Below are 19,212 nucleotides of genomic sequence, written 5' to 3' on the forward strand. Positions count from 1 at the left end.
GTTACGGCCTCCTCCGTTTGTCTTTCACCCGGAACCGGACGACGCTGAGCGAACCGATGAATCCCAACAAGGAGAGCGCGGTCGCCCCGTAGACCACGGTCGAGTCAAGGCTAAAGGCCGCCCAGGCGTTCAGCGAGCACATGATGACCGCGACGAGGGTGTCCACGGAGACGAGCCGGTCGAGCGTCCGGGGGCCGACCGCGGTCTTCCACGTGGTGAGCAGCGCGGCGGCGCAGAGCAAGACCGCCGAGGAGAGCCAGAGCCATGCCATCAGGTCGCCTCCTTCTTGCGGGGAGAGGCAGGCGAATTCTGTTTCTTGCCTTGCTCGAATGCGCGGCTGAACCATCGTTCCAGCCGCGCGGTCTGCTCCTCGAACTTCTTCACGTCGGCCTCGTTCCGGGACGGGAGGAGGTGGACTTGGATTCTGCGGTGCACCCGGTCGATGGACAGCACCACGGTGCCGGGGATGAGGTTGATGGACAAAATCGCGAGCGTCAGCACCAGGTCGGAGTTCAAACGCAGCTTCACCCAATGGATGCCGCTCTCGGGGATGGAGGCGGGCCGCACGGCGTACCACGCCACTTGCGCGCTGGAGATCAGCAGGTCTCGGGCGATGAGCAGGCACAGGACGATCACCGGGCCGATCCGGATTCCGGCTCCGACCGGCACGCGGGGCAGCGGCAAACAGACGATCACCGCCACGCCGACGAGCAGTCCGGAGCCGATGATGAGCGGCGAGGCCTCTCCCCACAGCAGAGTCCACACCGCGGCGAGCCAGATGACCGCCCAGCTTCGAACGAGCAGTTCGCGTGCCTGTTCGGCGCTTGTGCCCCTGCTCATGGCGCGGCTCCCGTCTCCTCGGCGGCGCGCTCGGCGACGCCGAGGATCGGGCCGGCGGCGAACGCGAGGCCAAGCCCGAGCGCCACCAGCGCGATGGTCGAGCCGACCATGCCGTAGGGCATCCGCCCGACGTCCATGCGGTCCGCGTACGCGATGTCCACCATTTCGCTGGTCATGGTGGGCGGGGCGGCGGTGGCGAGTTCGCCCTCAGGGGCGTCCTCGCGCGGGCGCCAGAACGCGAGGTTCCACACCCGCATGATCGCGTACAGCGTCAGCAGGCTCGTGACCATGCCGCCGGCGACGAGGAGCCAGGAGAGGAACCCGCCATGGGCTATCGCGGCTTGGGTCAGGACGACTTTCCCGATGAATCCGGAGAAGGGCGGGATACCGGCGAGGTTGAGCGCGGGGATGAGGAAGAGCGCGGCGAGCATGGGGCTCGCGGCGGCGAGCCCGCCGAGGCGGCGCAGCGAGGAGGCCCCCGCTTGGCGCTCGATGAGACCGACGACGAGGAAGAGCGTGGTCTGCACCAAGATGTGGTGCGCGACGTAGTACACCGTCCCGGCGAGCCCTTCTGGAGTGGCGAGCGCGATCCCGAAGACGAGGTATCCGATGTGGCTCACCAGTGTGAACGAAAGGAGCCGCTTGATGTCGGACTGGGCGAGCGCGCCGAGGATGCCGATGATCATGGTGCCGAGCGCCGCGATGAACAACGCCGTGTCCAGCCCCGATCCGGAGAAGAGCAGCGTGTGCGCCCGGATGATGGCGTAGACGCCGACTTTGGTCAGCAGGCCGGCGAAGACGGCGGTCACCGGCGCGGGCGCGGTGGGGTAGGAGTCGGGCAGCCAGCCCGAGAGCGGGAAGATTGCGGACTTGACCCCGAAGGCGACCAGCAGCACGACGAAGGCCGCCGAGCGAACTCCGCCGGGGACGTGGGCCATCGAGGCCGAGATCTGGTCGAAGTTGAGCGATCCGGTGGTGGCGTAGACCAGCGCGATGCCGATGAGGAAGACCGTTGAGGAGAGGATCGAGACCATGACGTAGGAGATCCCTGCTCGGATCCGGGCCCCGCCGCCGCCGATGGTCATGAGCACGTAGCTGGAGATGAGGAGGATCTCGAAGCCAACGTAGAGATTGAAGAGGTCGTAGGCGAGGAACGCGTCGCAGACCCCTGCCGTCAGCGCCAGGTACGTCGGCAGGAAGATCGAAACGGGCTCGTTCCCGTCCCCGTCCCGGATGCCCTGGCTCACCGCGTACACCAACACCGCGAGCAGGACGCTTGCCGAGACGACGAGCATCAGCGCGGAGAGCCGGTCGACGCACAGCTCCACGCCGAGCGGGCCGGGGGAGCCGGAGGAGGCCCCCCACCCGCCCATGAAGAGGCGTTGGGCTCCTCCCCTATCCACGAGGACGAGCAGCCAGACGCTGACGGCGAGGGTCGCGGTGAGCGCGCCGAATGACGTCAAGAGCGCGAGCCGGGGCCGTCTGCCGAGGATGAGCGTCCCCGCCGCGCCCGCCATCGGGATGACGGCGGGCGCGGGGACGAGCGCTTGGGCGAGGAGGTTCGTCATGTGCGCAGCTGCCCCTCTGTATCGCCGACGTCCACCTTGGCCGGCTCGTCGTCGGGCTCTGAGTCCTCGGTCTCCGCGCGCTGGGCGACGATCTCGTCTTCGGCGTCGTCGTCCACGTCCTCGTCGGTCTGCAAGCGGTAGGAGCGGTAGGCGAGGGCGAGGACGAACGCGGCCACGCCGAGGGAGATGACGATGGCGGTCAGGATCATCGCCTGCGCCAGCGGGTCCGCGTCCTGCGCTTTGCCCTCGGATGAGTCTCCCACGATGGGGGGCGAGCCGGAAGGCCCGCCCGAGGCGAGGATGAGCAGGTTGACCGCATTGCCGAGCAGAATCGTGCCGATCAGCATCTTGGTGAGGGTGCGGCGCAGGAGCAGGTTGACTCCGGTCGCGCCGAGCAGCCCGATCAGGACGACGAGCGTCAGGTTCGCGCTCATGCGGGCGTCCTCTCCGGAAGGGCTTCGGCCCCGGCTTTGGTCGGCCCGTCGACGGGGTCGCCCTCGTCCAGCCTGGCTCCGAGGCTGCGCAGGATGTCCAGGACCATGCCGACGACGATCAGGTACACGCCGAGGTCGAAAAGGCTCGACGTGTTCAAGCGCAGCGCACCGAGGACGGGGAGGTCGAGGGCGACGCTGGCGCTGGAGAGCGCGGGCAGGCCGACCAAGACCGACCCCGTCGCAGTCGCGGCGGTGAGCACCAGGCCCGCGCCGAGGATCTTCCCCGCTTCGACCGGCAGCGTCTCGCCGAGCTCGTAGCGCCCGCCGGCGAGGTATCGAAGGACGAGGGCGAGGCTCGCGACCAGACCCCCGGCGAAGCCGCCGCCCGGGGCGTTGTGCCCGCTGAAGAAGAAGTACACCGAGAGGACCATGATGGTCGGGAAGACCATCCGCGTCGCGATTTCCAGGATCATCGAGCGCTGCCTCGGGTCGGTGAACTCGCTCGAACGCAGCCAGCTGACGTTGTTGCTGCCCAGCGTCGCGTCCTGCGAGAGGCGGGGGACCGAGCCGTAGCGGCGGTTCACGAACACCAGGGAGGCGACTCCGGTCGCGGCCACCAGCAGCACAGAGCTTTCGCCGAAGGTGTCCCAGGCCCGGATGTCCACGATGATCACGTTCACTGTGTTCCTGCCGTGGGCGCGGTCAAGGCCCGCCTTCGCGAGCCAGTCCGCGAGAATGGGGGCTCCCGTCGGGCGCGCGCTGATGGCGTACAGGGCGAGCACGGACAACCCGGCTCCGACCCCGAGGGAGAAGACCGTGCGCACGAAGTGCGAGAGGGCGGGAATCGGCTCGTTGGTGTGGGCGTCGAACTTGCGCAGCACGAGGGTGAACACGACGAGGGTGAGCGTTTCGACGAGGAATTGGGTGAGCGCCAGATCGGGGGCTCCGTGCATGGCGTAGAGCATGCCGCAGCCGTAGCCGGTGACCCCGGAGGCGAGCACCGCCCCCATCCTGTGCGTGAGGACCACGGCGGCGACCGCGCCGATGATGATGACGACCGCGACGACGGGCTGGAAGGGCGAGTCGTACGCGTACCACTTGATCGGGGTCCGGGGCCCGAGGAAGAGCACCGCGAGCGGGAGGACGGTGAGCACGGTGAGCGTCGTGGCCTGGGCGATGGGGAGCGAGCCGCGCTGGACGAACGCGGTGACCCGCAGCGCGAGCGCGGAGAGCAGCCGCATGATCTCGTCGTAGACCTCGTCCGCGTTGCCGAGCCTGCGCCGGGATTTCGGCAGGATCGGATTGGCGGCGAACAGCGCGCCGCCGATGGCGACCGCGACGGCGACGAGGGCCGCGCCCACGCCGAGATGGGTGAACGAGGCGACCCGGTCCGGGTCGATGGCCCGCTCCATGGCCGGGGCGGTCTCGGAGGAGCGGGGGAGGCTGGCCGCGTCGATGATCCAGGACCACGCGGGCATCGTGAACGTGGCGGCGAAGCCCAGCAGGCTCAACAAGAGCGGCGGGGCCCAGAGCGAGACGGCGGGCCGCAGCGCGGGCTCCGCGCCCTTGCGATGGGCGTAGAGCCCCCAGCTGAGCCGCAGGCTGTACCCGGTGGTGAGCGCCGCCGCGCCGACTTCGAGCAAGACGAGCGCGCCCAGTTGCAGCAGGGAGGCGGGCTCGGCGAGGAGGGAGTCGAACGCCGCGCGTTTGCCGACGAAGCCCAGGAACGGGGGGAGCGCGGCCATGGAGGCTCCCGCGAGCGCCCCCGCAAGGGTGAGCGGGATCGCCCGCCGCCCCATGCGGGAGAGCTTGGGCAGATGGCGGCTGCCTGCGGTGCGGTCGACTCCGCCGACGGTCATGAACAGGGCCGCCTTGAAGAGCGAATGAGCGAGCAGCATGACCAGACCCGCCGCGCGAGAAGCCTCGCTGTCGCCTCCGACGAGCATGGTCATCAGCCCGAGCTGGCTGATCGTGGAGAACGCGAGCACGAGTTTCGCGTCGTACGCGCGCAGCGCCCGCCATCCGCCGAGGAGGGCGGTGGCGAGCCCGAACGGGAGGACCATCCAATGCCACACAGGCATGTGCGCGTAGCCGGGAGCCATCCGGCACACCAGGTAGATCCCCGCTTTGACCATTGCCGCGGCGTGCAAGTACGCGCTCACCGGGGTCGGGGCGGCCATCGCCCCCGGCAGCCACAGGTGCCAGGGGAGCAGAGCGGACTTCGTGAAGGCTCCGGTGAGGACGAGCGCGATGGCGATCTGGCCGAGCGCGCCGCCGACCGGATGGCGGACGACGTCGGACAAGAGGTAGCTGTGCGCTTGCTCGCCGAGGATGATGACCCCGACGAGCATGGCGAGGCCGCCGAGGGTGGTGATGTTGAGCGCGCGCAGCGCGGCGCGGCGGGCGACGAGCTTGTGGCCCTGGTGGCCGACGAGCAGATAGGAGAGGACGCTGGTGATCTCCCAGAACATGAAGAGCAGCAGCATGTTGTCGCTGACGATGAGGCCGAACATGACTCCGGCGAACGCGGTGAGCTGGCCTGCGAGCGCGCCGAGCTTGGGCTCGTCAGGGGCGAAATAGCGCGAGCAGTAGACCAGGATGACCGCGCCGACCCCGAGCACCGGCAAGCACATGAGCACCCCGAGCGGGTCGAGCAGCAAGTCCATGTCCATGGAAGCCTGCGGAATCCAGGCGCAGTGCTCGCGCAGCTCCGTCCGTCCGCCGTCGGTCGCGGCGAGCACCCAGGCCAGGCTCAGGCCTGGGACCAACGCGAGCGCGAGGAAAACCTGCCTGCCCCAGCGCGCGATGAGCACGGGAGCGAAGAGCGCAGCGGTTGCGTGCGCCAACAGGACACCGAACACCCATTCGACTATACACGATAATCGCTAATTCTGCAACCCGAAATGGCTGAATTCAAGGCGTGGGGAGGGGCTAACCCGAGTGATAGACGTCGATGGTCACCGTGCCGAGTTTGGGGAACGCGGTGCCGGGCGCGGGATCCTGGCGGAAGACCTGACCAGGCACTTTGTTCGGGTCGGGGAAAAGGAGGCCGTTGCCCTGCGTGCTCTGCCTGGTCGGAGTTCCGACCAGGCCCGCCTTGCGCAGCGCGTCGCGGGCCTCCGCCTCGGTCATGCCGGTGAGGTCGGGCATGACGAACTGGTCGCCCTTGGAAATGGTCAGCGTGATGGTGTCGCCCCGTTTCGCCTCCGACCCCGGCTGCGGGCTCTGGTTCAAAACTTTGCCGTACGGCTCGGTCGAGCTCTGCTCTTCGGATCTCGGCTGGGCGAGCCCCGCGTCGGTGAGCGTCTTCGCGGCGGCTTCGCTCTGCGCGCCGACGACATTGGGCACTTGGATCGTCTCGGACCCCTTGGAGATGACCAGCTGGACCTTGCTGCCCTTCGCGACGGCCTTCCCTGCTTCGGGCCGTGTGCCGATCACCCGGTCTTTGTCGACCTCGTTCGAGTACTCGGCGGGCGGCGCGTTCGGGTCGACGTTCAGCCCGGCTTCGGCGAGCAGCACGGTCGCGTCGCCGATGGACTTGCCCCGGAGGTCGGGCACCTTTGTCTGGCCCGGTCCTGCGGAGACGGTGAGGGTGACCTCGACGTTCTTGTCGACCGTGCTGCCGCTGGACGGCACGGTGCCGGTCACGGAGCCCTTCTTCGCCTGGGTGTCCTCGGTGCGCTCGATCTTGATGTGAGATTTCGACACACCGGCCTTGCTGAGCGAGTCGGTGGCCTGCTGCTCGCTCATCCCGACCACGTTGGGGATCATGATGTAGTTCGGCTGCCCCTTGATCACATTGTGTATCGCGAAGTACGCGGCCACGATCGCGACGACCACCGCGATGGAGAGCGCGGCGTAGACCCCTTTCGGCCTCGGGCGGGGCTCGGCGACCGGCTGCCCGTGCGCGCGCAGCGGCTTACTGGTCGGGCCGGTGATCTCGCCGGTGGAGAGCAGGGATTGGCGCTCGGCCTCGGACATGACCCGAGGCGCGCTCGGACGTTCGCCAGCGAGGAGCTTGACCAAGTCCGAGCGCAGCTCCGCCGCGGTCTGATACCGGTTCGCCGGATTCTTGCTCATCGACTTGAGCACCACGGCGTCGATGTCGGGGGAGAGCGCCTTGTTGAGCGAGGACGGCGGCTTGGGGTCTTCCCGGACGTGCTGGTAGGCGATGGAGAGCGGGGTGTCCCCGGTGAACGGCGGCGCTCCGGCCAGCAGCTCGTAGAGCACGCAGCCGAGGGAGTACACGTCCGAGCGCGGGTCGACGGTCTCGCCCCTCGCTTGCTCGGGGGAGAGGTACTGCGCCGTGCCGATGACGGTCGCGGTCTGCGTCGCGGTGATCGTCGAGTCCGAGATGGCCCTGGCGATGCCGAAGTCCATCACCTTCACCTGGCCGAGCTTGTCGATCATGATGTTGCCGGGCTTGACGTCGCGGTGCACGATGCCGTTCTGGTGGCTGAAGTCCAGCGCGGAGGCGACGTCCGCGATCCACGAGAGCACCTGTTCGGTCGTCAGCGGGCCGTTCTGCAGCGCCTCGCGCAGCGTCTGCCCGTCGACGTACTCCATCACGATATAGGGCATCGGCCCCTGGTCGGAGGCTGATTCCCCGGTGTCGAAGACGGAGACGATCATCGGGTGGTTCAGCGAGGCGGCGTTCTGCGCCTCGCGGCGGAAGCGCAGGTAGAACCGGGGGTCGCGGGCGAGGTCCGGGCGCAGCAGCTTGATCGCGACCTCGCGCCCGAGCCGTTCGTCCCTTGCGATGTGGACTTCGGACATGCCCCCGTAGCCGATCGCCTCGCCAAGCGCGTACCGGCCACCGAGGTGTTTCGGCGTCGTCATGGTCGTCCCCCGCTCATCGTCGTCCCCCTGTCCGCCAGCGCCTGTGCGATCACTGCCCTTCCGATCGGCCCGGCGACGCTGGCCCCAGTGGCTCCGGGGCCGAGCGCCTCAGAGCCCTCGACCAGCACGGCGAGGGCGATTTGCGGGTGGCTGGCCGGGGCGAACGCGACGTACCAGCTGTACGGGCTCGGATTGTGCGGGTTGTCGGCGGTCCCGGTTTTCGAGGCGATCTCCAGCTTCGGGTCTTTCCCTTTGCCGCCCGAGCGGCGCTCCGCCTCGACCATGAGGTCGGTGAGCGTCTTCGCGATCTGCGGCCGCATCGCGGGGACCAGCACGGAACGGGTGGTCTTGTCGTCGCCGAGCGGCTTGAGGTCGGGGCCGAACTCTTGCTGCACGACGAACGGGGTGGCGAGGAAGCCGCCGTTGGCGACGCAGGCGACGATCTCGGCGTTCATCAGCGGGGTCAACTGCACGTCGCGCTGGCCGATCACCGATTGCCCGAGCGCGGCGGCGTCTTTCTGCAGCAAGTTCGGCTCTTCCGGGCTGACCAGCTGCGACGGCGCCACGGACATGGGGATGGACTGCTTGTCGTTGAGCCGCAGCTGGGTGGCCATGCCGCGCAGCACGGCCTCGGCGTTCGGCACCTTCTGGGTCATGAGCTGGACGAACGCGGTGTTGCACGAGTACGCGAAGGCTTGCCGCAAGGTCACCTCGCCGCCGACCGACTCCGGGCAGGTCTCCCCGCCGTAGTTGGGCAGCGTCGCGGACGCGGTGCCGGGCAGCGCGATGGAGCCTGCGGCGGTGAGCCGGATGTCCGGGGAGATCCCGTAGGACAGCGCGGCGGCCGTGGTGACCACCTTGAACGTCGAGCCGGGCGGGTACGCCTGGTCGATCGCCCGGTTGAGCAGCGGTTGCTTCGGGTCTTTGGACAGGGAGTCGTAGTACTTGGCCGTGCCGTCGAAGTCATGGCTGGCCAGCAGGTTCGGGTCGTAGCTCGGCGCGGAGGCCATCGCGAGGATCGCGCCGTTCTTCGGATTGAGCGCGACCACCGCCCCGACGCAGCCGCCCGTGCAGCCGGATGCGAGCTGCCGGTACGCCACTTCCTGCAGTTTCGCGTCGATGGTGGTGTTCACCACGCCCCCGCGCTGGCCGTGGCTGGCCAGGAAGTCCAAGAGCCGCTGCGAGAAGAGCCGCTCGTCCGTGCCGTCGAGGACGGCGTTCTCCTTCAGCTCCAGCCCGGTCTTGTCGAACAGCATCGAGTAGTAGCCGGTGATCGGCGCGTACACCATCGGGTCGTTGTATTTGCGCAGGTAGCGGAATCGGTCGTCGCTCGGGTCGGAATAGGCGAGCAGCGTGCCCGCGGCGGTGATCCTGCCGCGCGGCTCGGAGTACTCCTGGTAAAGCGCGCGCTTGTTCTGGTGGTTCTTGCGCAAATCGATCGACCACCAGGCTTGCACGAACGTCAGATTGGCGATCAGGATCAGGGGCGCGAGCCAGGCCAGGACCAGACCGACCCGGCGCAAGGAAGTGTTCATTGCGCGGCACCCCCCGGCGCGGGGCTCTCGGAGACCTTCGGCAGGTTGATGGTGGTCGTGTCTTGATCGTGCGCAGCGCGGTCCTGCGCGTTTTGTTCGGGCGCGGCCTGCGGGTCCGCCGTCTTCTGGGCCGAGTGCCGAGTGGCTTTGGCCTTGCCGCTCGCCGGGGCGGCGGCGGGCAGAGAGCCGGGTTTGCGCGCCTCGTGGGAGATCTTGACCAGCAGCGCGAGAAGAATGTAATTCGACAGCAGCGAGGAACCGCCGGAGGACATGAACGGCGTGGTGAGGCCGGTCAACGGGATCAGGTCGGTGACGCCGCCCGCGATCACGAAGACCTGGATCGCGATGGTGATCGCCAGGCCCGCCGCAAGAAGCTTGCCGAAGCTGTCCCGGACGGTGAGCGCGACGCGGACGCCCCGGTCCACGAGCAGGAAGTACAAGAGGACGACAGCCGCCAAGCCGATCAGCCCCAGCTCCTCGCCCACCGCCGCGAGGATGAAGTCGTTGTGCGCCTCGGGGACTCGGGCCGGAGAGCCCGCGCCGAGGCCGGTGCCGCCGAGGCCGCCGACAGCGAGGCCGAACAGCGCCTCGCAGAGCTGGTAGCTGGTGTTGCTGTCGCAGTCGGCCAGCGGATCCCACCAGGCCTGGGCGCGGACTTTGACGTGCGGGATCTGCGTGAACGCGAAGGTCCCCGCGACCACGAGCAGCAAGAGGCCGAGGAGCAACCAGCTGAGGCGCTCGGTGGCGATATAGAGCATGAGCAGGGCTGTGGCGAAGATGAGCAGCCCCATGCCGAGGTCGTTCTGCAGGAACAAGGTCGCGATCGACAGCCCCCACGCCAACAGCAGCGGCCCGAGGTCGCGCATTCTCGGCAGGTCCAGGCCCCAGGTGTGCGTGCCCGCCGTCACGAAAAGCTCGCGCTTGGCGACCAGCAGCGAGGCCGAGCAAACGATCAGAGCGACCTTGGCGAACTCGCCCGGCTGGACCGTGAGGAAGCCAAGGTGGACCCACACGTTCGAGCCGTTGCGGTCCTGGCCGGGGATCAGGCGGTTCACGAGGGAGGGGACGATGAGGAAGAGCACGCCGAACGCGCCAAGGGTGTAGGCGTACCGCGAGAGCACCCGGTAATCCTTGAGGAAGACGAGGACCAGCCCGAACGCCGCGACGGAGACGAAGGTCCACACCAGCTGCGGATTGGTGTCGAAGCTGAGGATGGACTGGCGCGCCGCCTCGCTCCCAGGGTCGAGCACCTCCAGCCCGATCCGGAAGATGAACACCAGCCCGACTCCGTTGAGCAGGGCCACGACAGGGAAGAGCAAGGGGTCGGCGTACGGGGCGAAGAACCGGATCGCGAGATGCCCGCCGCCGATGATCACGCCGTACACCAACGCGACCCGCGCCAAGTCGCCGACGACAGGCCGGTGCAGGTTCGCGTCGACCAGCGCCAACGCCGCGAGCACCAGCGCCATGGCGATCCCGAGGAGCAACAGCTCCACGTTGCGCCGGTTACGCGGAGCCACGTGGTTGCCTGAGCCGGCCGGTCCCGAGTGCGATTTGGCGGCGGCGCTTTTGCTCGGGGCCGCCCCCGGACGGACAGCTGCCCCCGCCGCGTTCATCCGTGCTGCTCCCGGCAATCGACTCCAGGCTTCCAGGTGCGCAGCACCTCCGACGGCGGGGCGGGGAGCTCCAAGCTCGGCTCGATGGAGGGGAAGGGGCTTTCGGAAGCGGGCGGCGCGGGCGGCTCGCTCGGGGCGAGGGGCGGCGCGGCCGGCTCGCTCGGGGAGGGCGGCGGCGGAGCGCTTTCGGGAGGCGGGGGCGGCAGTGCCACGTGGTCGGCGCAGTTCGGCAGCAGATGCTCGAGGAGCAATTGGACCTGCGACTGGACGTCGTTCCGGTTGCCGGAGGGCAGGTTGGGCACGCTGGAGCGCGTGGCCGCTTCGAGGTCGGCGAGTTTGAGCGGGGCGCAGCCGGGGCGCGTCTCGCCCGCGCGGAGGAATTCGGCTTTCGCCTTCCCTCCGGGGTGGGCAGGCTCGTGGAAGCAGACCCGCTCCTCCACAGACTGCAGCCGCACGCCGAAGAGCGAGCCGGAGATGCCCCGGTAGACGACGACGAAGCCGTCTTCGGGGCCGGTGTAGTAGTTGGAGCGCAAAAGGGCCCGCCCGCCGTACGCGGCGGCGACGAGGGCGGCGATGACCGCGAGGAGGACGGCGATCCAGCGCCACGATCGGCGACGGCCAAGGGCTCCGCCGCCCTCTTCGGCCGCCGACACTTTGACCGGGGCGCGTTGCTGCTGCCCGAGCGCGGCGGCGCGGCCCGCCGCGCTGTCCGGGGGCGGCGCGTGCTGCTGGTCCTCGCCGAGCGCCGCGCCCGCGATGATCGGCTGGGTCTGCGCGAACCCGGAATCGGCCACCTCCGCCACCACGACGGTGACGTTGTCGGGGCCGCCGCTGCGCAGCGCGAGGTCGACGAGCTTGTCCGCCGCCGCGTCGACGTCCCCCTCGCCGAGGACGGCCTCGATGGTCGCGGCGCTCACCACGTCGGAGAGCCCGTCCGAGCAGAGCAGGTAGCGGTCTGAGGCCAGCGCCTCGCGGACGATGAGCGTCGGCTGCACCTCGTGGCCGGTGAGGGCCTTGAGGATCAGCGAGCGCTGCGGGTGCGAATGCGCCTCCTCTGCGGTGATGCGCCCGTCGTCGATGAGGCTCTGCACATAGGTGTCGTCCCTGGTGATCTGCGTGAGCTGCCCGTCGCGCAACAGGTAGGCGCGGGAGTCTCCGACGTGGGCGAGGCCCATCGACGTCCCGGTGAACAGCAGGGCGGTGAGCGTCGTGCCCATACCGTCCCGCTCGGGATGCTCGGCCACGTGCTCCGCGATGGCGATATTGCCGGAGCGGACGGCGTCCGCGAGTTTGGACAGGATCTCGCCGCCCGGCTCCTCGTCGTCCAGCGGGATCATGGCTCCGATCACCAGCGCGGAGGCCACTTCGCCCGCCTCATGGCCGCCCATCCCGTCCGCGAGGGTCAGCAGCCTCGCGCCTGCGTACGCGGAATCCTCGTTGTTGCCTCGGACCAGGCCGCGGTCGCTCCGGGCCGCGTAGCGGAGGACGAGGCTCATGCTCGCAGCTCGACTACTGTTTTGCCGACCTGGATGGGGGAGCCGAGGGGCACTCGCACTGCAGCGGTCACTTTCACTTGGTCGAGGTACGTGCCGTTGGTGGAGCCGAGATCTTCGACGAACCAGTCCTCCCCGCGTTTGAGCAGGCGGGCATGGCGAGAAGAGGCGTACTCGTCGGTCACCACCAGCGTCGAGTCGTCTGCCCTGCCGATGAGCACGGGCGCGTCGCCGAGCGCGATCCTGGTGTTCCGCAGCGCCCCCCTGGTGACCACGAGGTACTTGGCGTGCCGTCCCCGCCCGAAATTGGCGAAGAAGCCAGAGGCCTGGCTCTTGCTCTGCGCGGGCAGCCGCGAGCCGGACGCGTTCGTGATGTCCGAGCGGATCACTCGGACCACGGCGAAGACGAAGAGCCATAAAAGCGCGAGGAAAGCCGCGCGTCCGGCCTGCCAGATCAACGCTTGTTGTTGCATGTCGGACTCCCCTCAAACGCGTCGAAAACGGTCTTCACTGGACTTCTCGGCAAACTTCCACCCTACCCGAACCGCACGATCACGAACGACTGGCCCAGATTGATGACGTCGCCGTCGGCGAGCTGCCACTCCGAGACCCGCTCCCCGTTGACCGTAGTGCCGTTCGTCGAGCCGAGGTCTTGCAGCACCGCCCGCTGGCCGTCCCACCAGATCCGGCAGTGCTCGCGCGACACCGCTTTGTCGTCGAGCCGGACCTGCGCGGTCACGCCGCGGCCCAGCACGCTGACGCCGTGCGCCAGCTGATGCTGACGTCCGGAGCCTTCTGTGAGGCGCAGCACGCGCCGAACGTTCTGCCGGTGCGATTGCGCGGGCGCGGCGGACGGGGCCGACGCAGGGGCGGGGGCGTGCGCCTGCGACGGCTCGTCGCCCGTCTCGTTGGCCGAACTCGAGATCCGCATCTGGCCAGGGCGCATTTGCTCCGAGATCTCAAGGCGCACCGACACCGGGTGGCGCGTCGCCCAGCCCTGGGCGGCGATGAACTGTTCGAGGTGCCGGGTCAGCACCTTCGTGACCTCGTGATAATGCTCTTCGAAGTGCGCGACGTCGGCCTGTCCGAGCCGGATCGTGTACTGGTCCGAGGTGGCGGGCTGTCCGTCCGCTCCGGTCCGGACGCCCATGGCCGCTTCCCGCTGCAGTCCCGCTTGCACCTCGCTCACCTGCAGGTTCCCGCCAAAAATGCGGGCGAAGGCGTCGCCGATGGCGCCTTCTAGGGTGCGCTCGATGCGCTGGACCATTCCCATACCTTGTCAGGGTACCCGGTTTGCCGCGCGAAGCGAACCACCGCGGCTGTTTCTGTGTGCATGCAATTTTCCAACATAGGGGTTGGCGAGGACAACAAGAACGCGTTCGAGACGGCCTTGAAGCACGAGCGTCCGCCCGACTCGTCCAGGGGCCGCCCGTCGACGCGACGCCATACGACCCCCTCCGTTCCCGCGCCCGAATCAGGCTTGGCAGGCGCATTTTGCTGGCGGCCGGAGTTGTCGGTGTGGGGTACTACCGTGGTCGGCATGGGCTTGGCGGACTTCTCGGCGGCGACGCAGGCGTGGTTCGCCGCCGCGCTCGGCTCGCCGACCCTCGCTCAGGCTGAGGCGTGGGCCGCGATCGCGAGCGGCGCGCACACGCTGGTCAGCGCGCCCACCGGTTCGGGAAAGACTCTGGCGGCGTTCCTCTGGGCCATCGACCAGCTGCACGCGGAAGCGGGGGACCGGCGCACCAAGATCCTCTATGTCTCCCCGCTCAAAGCGCTGGCCGAGGACGTGCGCCGCAACCTGGAAGTCCCGCTCGACGGGATCGCCGAGGCCGCCCGCCGCATGGGCTCGGCGGTCCCGGACGTCGCCGTCGGCCTGCGTTCGGGCGACACCAGCGCGGCGGGCAGGCGGGAGCTTTTGCGCAAACCGCCCGACATCCTGATCACCACGCCCGAGTCGCTGTTCCTCATGCTCACCTCGAAGGCGCGCGAGACCCTCGCGCATGTGCGCACCGTCATCGTGGACGAGGTGCACGACCTCGCGGGCACCAAGCGCGGCGCGCACCTCGCGCTCTCTTTGGCGCGGCTGGACGCGGCGCTCGAACGCCCCGCGCAGCGGATCGGGCTGTCCGCCACAGTCCGCCCGCTCGAAGCGGCTGCTCGGTTCTTGGCGGGCGAGGGCACCAAGATCGTCGCGCCGCCCTCGGCGAAGACGTGGGATCTCGAAGTCCGCGCCGCGGTCCCCGATCTGTCCCGATTGGACGAGGAAGTCGCGGCGAGCGGGCGCAACTCGATCTGGCCCCAGGTGGAACGCGCGGTCCTCGACGTCGCGCTCGCGCACCGTTCTTCCATCGTCTTCGTCAACTCCCGCACCACCGCCGAGCGTGTGGTCGCCGCGCTGAACGAGCGCTACGCGGAGCTGGCCGGGGGTGTCGCAGAGCCTCCCCGCAACGCCTCGGTCAACGGAGGCATGCCCGCGACTGTCTCCTCCACCGCATACACCTCGGACGGCGCGCCAGCTGTCTTCGCCAAAGCGCACCACGGCTCGGTGAGCAAAGAGGCAAGAGCGCTGGTGGAGGCGGATCTGAAGGCCGGGCGGCTGCGCTGCGTCGTCGCGACGAGCAGTCTTGAGCTCGGCATCGACATGGGGTCGGTCGACGTGGTGGTCCAGCTCGGAGCCCCGCCGTCGGTCGCGAGCGGACTGCAGCGCGTCGGGCGGGCCGGGCACCACGTTGGCGCGGTGTCGCGCGGGGTGGTTTTTCCGCTGCACCGGCTCGACGTCGCGCATTGCGCGGTGACCGTGCGCCGGATGCGCGCCGGGGAGATCGAATCGCTCCACGTCCTGCAAAACCCGCTGGACGTGCTCGCGCAGCACACCGTCTCGGCTGCTGCCGCAGGAGGCGAGGCCGGGATCGAGGCCGAGGAATGGTTCAAGACGGTCCGCCGCGCCGCGCCGTTCCGCGATCTGCCGCGTTCCGCGTACGAGTCCGTGCTCGACCTGCTGTCGGGGAAGTACCCCGCCGACTTCTTCGGCGAACTGCGGCCGAGGTTGGTCTGGGACCGGGAGGAGGACACGCTCGTCGCCCGTCCTGGCGCGGCGATGCTCGCCGCGATCTCCGGCGGGACGATCCCCGACCGGGGCCTCTACGGCGTTTTCCTGGTGGGCGACGACGCCTCGCGGGTCGGGGAGCTGGACGAGGAGATGGTCTACGAGTCCAGAGTCGGCGACGTCATCCAGCTCGGAGCGGCGAGCTGGCGGGTCGTGGAGATCACCCACGACCGGGTGCTGGTCGTCCCGGCTCCGGGCATGCCCGCGCGGCTCTCGTTCTGGAAAGGGGACGGACCCGGCCGTCCCGCCGAGCTCGGGCGCGCGGTCGGCCAGTTCCTGCAAGAGCCCTCGGCGGAGGGGCTCGACGAGAACGCCGCCCGAAACCTCGCCTCCCTCCTCGAAGAGCAACGCGCGGCGACCGGCGTGCTGCCGACGGACGAAACCCTGGTCGTGGAGCGGTTCCGCGACCCGCTGGGCGACTGGCACGTCGCGCTGCTCTCGCCGTACGGCGGAGCCGTGCACGCCCCATGGGCGCTGGCCGTCGCGGCGCGATTGCGGGAGCGCTACGGCGTGGACGAGTCGCCCTCGGCGGGCGACGACGGCATTGTGGTGCGGCTGCCCGGCGGCGAGGGCGACACGGCTCCGCCCGGCGCGGAGCTGTTCGCGCTCGACCCCGGCGAGATCGAACGCGTCGTGGAACGCGAGCTTGGCGGCTCGGCCCTATTCGCCGCCCGGTTCCGCGAGTGCTCGGCCCGCGCGCTGCTCCTGCCCCGCAAACGCCCGGGACAGCGCACGGCGCTGTGGCTGCAACGGCTGCGCTCCGCGCAGCTCTTGGACGTGGCCCAGGGCTACCCGCAATTCCCGATGCTCTTAGAGACCATGCGCGAATGCCTCCAGGACGTCTACGACCTGCCCGCGCTCACGGCGCTCCTCGCCCGGATCGAGCAAGGGTCGTTGCGGCTCGTCGAAGTCGAGACCCCGACCCCGTCCCCGTTCGCGCGCTCGCTCCTCTTCGGTTACGACGGCCTGCACATATACGAGGACGACCGGCCCCTCGCCGAGCGGCGGGCCGCCGCGCTGCGCGTGGACGAAGACCTGCTCGGCGAGCTGTTGGGGCGCGGCGAGGCGGAAGACCTGCTCGACCCGGAGGCCGTGGCGCAGGTCGAGCGCGACCTGCAGCGGCTCTCCCCGGACCGGCGTGCCCGGAACGCCGAGGCGGTGGTGGATCTGCTGCGCGAGCTGGGGCCGCTCACAAGCGAAGAAGCGGCCGAGCGCTGCGTCGAAGACCCAGGGCCGTGGCTCGCCTCGCTCGCCAAAGCGCGTCGGGTGTTCTCGGTGGAGATCGCGGGAGACGCGCGCTGGGCTGCGGTGGAGGACGCGGGGCGGTTGCGCGACGCGCTCGGCTGCGCGAAGCCGTCTTGGGTCCCCGAAGCGCTCCTCGCGCCGACTCCCGACCCGCTCGGCGACCTCGTCGCCCGCCACGCCCGCACCCACGGCCCGTTCACCGTCCAGGAGGTCGCCGAGCGGTTCGGCCTGGGCAGCGCCGTCGTCGCGGAAGCGCTGCGCAGATCGGAGGCGGTCGGCCGAGGCCGCTCCTCGTCCGAGTGGTGTTCGCGCGAGGTGATGCGCAGGCTGCGCAAGGGCTCGCTCGCCGCGCTGCGCCGACAGATCGAACCGGTGGACCAAGCCGCGTTCGCGCGTTTCCTCTTGCGCTGGCAGCACGTCGGGGGACAGCTGCGGGGCATTGACGGCCTGCTCGACGCGATCGACCAGCTGGCCGGGGTCCGACTGCCGGTCTCCGCGCTGGAGACGCTGATCCTTCCGGCCCGCGTCGCGGACTACGCGCCCGCGCTCCTCGACGAGGCGCTCGCCTCGGGCGAGGCGTACTGGACCGGCGCCGGGGAGGGCTGGGTGCGGCTGTACCCGTCGGATCTTCCGCCATGGCAGGCAGAGGAGCGGGTCGAGGACAGCGAGCATGCCAAGGCGATGCTGCGCGTGCTGTCCGGCGGCGGGGCGTTCTTCTTGGCGCAGATCGAGCGCGCCTCGGACGTGGCGGGAACCCTCTCGGCTGCGACGCTGCGCGAGCTCGCCTGGTCGGGACGGATCACGTCCGACACCTTCGCGCCGGTTCGCGAGTGGACGGCCCCGGCCCGAGGCAGCGCGCCCCGTCCTTCGCATCGCCGCCGCAGGCCGAGGCTGGTCGCGCCCCGTGTCCAGAACGCGGGCGTGAGCGGGCGCTGGGCCCTTGCGCCGCAGCCCGAGCCCGACTCCACAGCGCGCGTCCTCGCCGCCGCGCAGGTGCTCCTCGACCGCTACGGCGTGGTGTCGCGGGACGTCGTTTCGGCGGAGGAGGCCGGATTCTCCGCGCTCTACCAAGTGCTCGTCGCCATGGAGGAGGCCGGGAAGTGCCGCCGGGGCTATTTCGTCGACTCGCTCGGCGGCGCGCAATTCGCGATGAGCAGCACCGTGGACATGCTCCGCGACTCCGCAGCCGTCAGCGCCGTCGCGCTCGCCGCGACCGACCCGGCCAACCCGTACGGGGCCGCGCTGCGCTGGCCCGAGCACCAGAGCGCGCGGCCGGGGCGCAAAGCGGGCGCGATGGCCGTCCTCGTCGGAGGGAGGCTTGTGCTGTACCTGGAGCGCGGCGGCGCGAGCCTCGCGTCGTTCCAACTCGGCGGCCTCGCAGAAGCCGCCGAAGCGCTCGCCCAAGCGGCACGGCGGTCGAGCTCCGCCGCCGGTCGGGGCGGCCTCGTGTTGGAGCGGTTGGACGGCCAGAGCGTGCACGGGGCCAGCGGGCCGGTGGTGGACGCGCTGCTTGCGGCGGGGTTCTCCCCAGTTCCGAAAGGATTGCGGCTGCGATAAATCGGATTGGCTTCCGCGTGGCTTCTGTGGTATCTTTTCCCCCGCTGAACCTCAGTTTTGAGTCAGCACAGAGACCGCAAGTCTCCCCAGGGCAAGTGGCGCAGTGTTTATCGTTCGCCACTGACCTGGAGCAACACACACAGAGACCGCAAGTCTCCCCAGGGCAAGTGGCGAAATGGCAGACGCGCTGGCTTCAGGTGCCAGTGTCCGCAAGGACGTGGGGGTTCAAGTCCCCCCTTGCCCACCAAAGTGAAACATAAGGAAAAACCAGCGCGACGTGCTGGTTTTTCTTTTTTCCGGACCGAAATCCTTACTGGTCCTTTTGTTTACCTGAGCGTGATTTATGTATCACCTGCCGCCACTGGCGTAGCGCCAGGGCATGCCGTATCCTCTGCTCAGACAGACTGTCGAGACAGAAGGAATTCCAGAAAGATCATGGGTAAGCGATACCTCGTATTTTCTGCCAGCTTAGCCCTGCTCGGCTCTGCCGCATTCGGCGTGGCCCCGGCCTCCGCCGAGCCCGATCCGGCCGCCTGCAAAACGCTCACGGACTTGCAGCCGAAGCTCGAAGCGCAGGTGTCCAGCATCAACGCGATCAGCTCTCGCGAGCGCGACGTCCGCGAGAACACCGAAGACCCCGAGGCGAAGATCGCCTCTCGAGAAGATCAGCTCAGCCAGACCATTGGCATCCAGGACGCTGCGGCCGACCAGCTGCGCGGCACTGCCGACACTGTGGAGAACCCACAGGTCTCGGGCGTGCTCAACAACTGGGCTGACTCGCTCAACAGCTTCTCCGAAGCTCTGCAAGGACGCATCGACGACGGTCTGGACGAAGATCCGGACCCGAAGTCCGCGTCGTGGCTGCACGCCGCCGCTCAGCGAGTCAACCTCGCCGCCGACGCCTACCGGGCGACGTTGAAGTCGGTTTGCGCCACACCTCCATCCTCCTGACGACTCCCCACACTTTTTGAGCAAC

13 protein-coding genes and 1 tRNA gene are annotated in these 19,212 nt (G+C 69.2%); 3 read left to right on the forward strand and 11 right to left on the reverse strand.

The genetic code is table 11. The features are described from left to right. Position 1: 1 nt before the first annotated feature. From HMPREF9336_RS04945 to HMPREF9336_RS19165, 11 genes are all read right to left on the reverse strand, one after another. Entirely contained in the window at positions 2–271 is a 270-nt protein-coding gene (locus tag HMPREF9336_RS04945) for a monovalent cation/H+ antiporter complex subunit F (RefSeq protein ID WP_007469610.1), read from the reverse strand. After that, the gene (locus HMPREF9336_RS04950; protein ID WP_007469612.1) at positions 271–840 is read right to left on the reverse strand and encodes a Na+/H+ antiporter subunit E; all 570 of its coding nucleotides are present in this window, start codon (positions 838–840) and stop codon (positions 271–273) included. Before HMPREF9336_RS04950 ends, HMPREF9336_RS04945 begins: the two co-directional genes overlap by 1 nt. After that, entirely contained in the window at positions 837–2,408 is a 1,572-nt protein-coding gene (locus tag HMPREF9336_RS04955; protein WP_007469615.1) for a Na+/H+ antiporter subunit D, read from the reverse strand. The genes HMPREF9336_RS04950 and HMPREF9336_RS04955 overlap by 4 nt, the downstream gene beginning before the upstream one ends. Continuing rightward, complete coding sequence (locus HMPREF9336_RS04960) at positions 2,405–2,842, reverse strand: Na(+)/H(+) antiporter subunit C (RefSeq protein WP_007469617.1); 438 nt, start codon at positions 2,840–2,842, stop codon at positions 2,405–2,407. The genes HMPREF9336_RS04955 and HMPREF9336_RS04960 overlap by 4 nt, the downstream gene beginning before the upstream one ends. Next, entirely contained in the window at positions 2,839–5,703 is a 2,865-nt protein-coding gene (locus tag HMPREF9336_RS04965; protein WP_007469619.1) for a Na+/H+ antiporter subunit A, read from the reverse strand. The genes HMPREF9336_RS04960 and HMPREF9336_RS04965 overlap by 4 nt, the downstream gene beginning before the upstream one ends. A gap of 70 nt (positions 5,704–5,773) precedes the next feature. Then, positions 5,774–7,681, reverse strand: a complete 1,908-nt coding sequence (gene pknB / locus HMPREF9336_RS04970; RefSeq protein ID WP_007469621.1) for a Stk1 family PASTA domain-containing Ser/Thr kinase — start codon at positions 7,679–7,681, stop codon at positions 5,774–5,776. After that, positions 7,678–9,216 (reverse strand): penicillin-binding transpeptidase domain-containing protein, encoded by a 1,539-nt coding sequence (locus HMPREF9336_RS04975; protein WP_021030132.1) that lies wholly within the window; start codon positions 9,214–9,216, stop codon positions 7,678–7,680. The genes pknB and HMPREF9336_RS04975 overlap by 4 nt, the downstream gene beginning before the upstream one ends. Further along, positions 9,213–10,832 carry an FtsW/RodA/SpoVE family cell cycle protein gene (locus HMPREF9336_RS04980; RefSeq protein ID WP_021030133.1) on the reverse strand — a complete coding sequence of 540 codons (1,620 nt, stop codon included), beginning with the start codon at positions 10,830–10,832 and terminating at the stop codon, positions 9,213–9,215. The genes HMPREF9336_RS04975 and HMPREF9336_RS04980 overlap by 4 nt, the downstream gene beginning before the upstream one ends. Next, positions 10,829–12,328: a PP2C family protein-serine/threonine phosphatase gene (locus HMPREF9336_RS04985; RefSeq protein ID WP_021030134.1), complete on the reverse strand. Its 1,500-nt coding sequence runs from the start codon at positions 12,326–12,328 to the stop codon at positions 10,829–10,831. Before HMPREF9336_RS04985 ends, HMPREF9336_RS04980 begins: the two co-directional genes overlap by 4 nt. Beyond that, positions 12,325–12,798 (reverse strand): FHA domain-containing protein FhaB/FipA, encoded by a 474-nt coding sequence (locus HMPREF9336_RS04990; RefSeq protein WP_007469630.1) that lies wholly within the window; start codon positions 12,796–12,798, stop codon positions 12,325–12,327. The genes HMPREF9336_RS04985 and HMPREF9336_RS04990 overlap by 4 nt, the downstream gene beginning before the upstream one ends. Positions 12,799–12,860: 62 nt before the next feature. Continuing rightward, complete coding sequence (locus HMPREF9336_RS19165) at positions 12,861–13,598, reverse strand: FhaA domain-containing protein (RefSeq protein WP_280110248.1); 738 nt, start codon at positions 13,596–13,598, stop codon at positions 12,861–12,863. A 267-nt stretch (positions 13,599–13,865) separates the two neighbouring features. On the opposite strand from HMPREF9336_RS19165, the gene HMPREF9336_RS05000 reads away from it, so the two are divergent. The 3 genes from HMPREF9336_RS05000 (at position 13,866) to HMPREF9336_RS05010 (ending at position 19,187) form a co-directional block, all read left to right on the forward strand. Continuing rightward, positions 13,866–18,236: an ATP-dependent helicase gene (locus tag HMPREF9336_RS05000; RefSeq protein WP_040584636.1), complete on the forward strand. Its 4,371-nt coding sequence runs from the start codon at positions 13,866–13,868 to the stop codon at positions 18,234–18,236. A 161-nt stretch (positions 18,237–18,397) separates the two neighbouring features. Beyond that, positions 18,398–18,483, forward strand: a tRNA-Leu gene (locus HMPREF9336_RS05005). A 188-nt stretch (positions 18,484–18,671) separates the two neighbouring features. After that, positions 18,672–19,187, forward strand: a complete 516-nt coding sequence (locus tag HMPREF9336_RS05010) for a hypothetical protein (RefSeq protein WP_007469636.1) — start codon at positions 18,672–18,674, stop codon at positions 19,185–19,187. The last annotated feature ends 25 nt before the right edge of the window (positions 19,188–19,212 follow it).

This window comes from Segniliparus rugosus ATCC BAA-974, assembly GCF_000185725.2.
GTDB classification, from domain to species: Bacteria; Actinomycetota; Actinomycetes; order Mycobacteriales; family Mycobacteriaceae; genus Segniliparus; species Segniliparus rugosus.

What these genes read in the sequence shown, in the direction of transcription:
- HMPREF9336_RS04985 (WP_021030134.1), bottom strand. Translation starts at nt 12,328, where the DNA reads ATGAGCCTCGTCCTCCGCTACGCGGCCCGGAGCGACCGCGGCCTGGTC.
- HMPREF9336_RS04975 (WP_021030132.1), bottom strand. Translation starts at nt 9,216, where the DNA reads ATGAACACTTCCTTGCGCCGGGTCGGTCTGGTCCTGGCCTGGCTCGCG.
- HMPREF9336_RS05010 (WP_007469636.1), top strand. Translation starts at nt 18,672, where the DNA reads ATGGGTAAGCGATACCTCGTATTTTCTGCCAGCTTAGCCCTGCTCGGC.
- HMPREF9336_RS04945 (WP_007469610.1), bottom strand. Translation starts at nt 271, where the DNA reads ATGGCATGGCTCTGGCTCTCCTCGGCGGTCTTGCTCTGCGCCGCCGCG.
- HMPREF9336_RS04990 (WP_007469630.1), bottom strand. Translation starts at nt 12,798, where the DNA reads ATGCAACAACAAGCGTTGATCTGGCAGGCCGGACGCGCGGCTTTCCTC.
- pknB (WP_007469621.1), bottom strand. Translation starts at nt 7,681, where the DNA reads ATGACGACGCCGAAACACCTCGGTGGCCGGTACGCGCTTGGCGAGGCG.
- HMPREF9336_RS04960 (WP_007469617.1), bottom strand. Translation starts at nt 2,842, where the DNA reads ATGAGCGCGAACCTGACGCTCGTCGTCCTGATCGGGCTGCTCGGCGCG.
- HMPREF9336_RS04950 (WP_007469612.1), bottom strand. Translation starts at nt 840, where the DNA reads ATGAGCAGGGGCACAAGCGCCGAACAGGCACGCGAACTGCTCGTTCGA.
- HMPREF9336_RS19165 (WP_280110248.1), bottom strand. Translation starts at nt 13,598, where the DNA reads ATGGGAATGGTCCAGCGCATCGAGCGCACCCTAGAAGGCGCCATCGGC.
- HMPREF9336_RS04955 (WP_007469615.1), bottom strand. Translation starts at nt 2,408, where the DNA reads ATGACGAACCTCCTCGCCCAAGCGCTCGTCCCCGCGCCCGCCGTCATC.
- HMPREF9336_RS04980 (WP_021030133.1), bottom strand. Translation starts at nt 10,832, where the DNA reads ATGAACGCGGCGGGGGCAGCTGTCCGTCCGGGGGCGGCCCCGAGCAAA.
- HMPREF9336_RS05000 (WP_040584636.1), top strand. Translation starts at nt 13,866, where the DNA reads ATGGGCTTGGCGGACTTCTCGGCGGCGACGCAGGCGTGGTTCGCCGCC.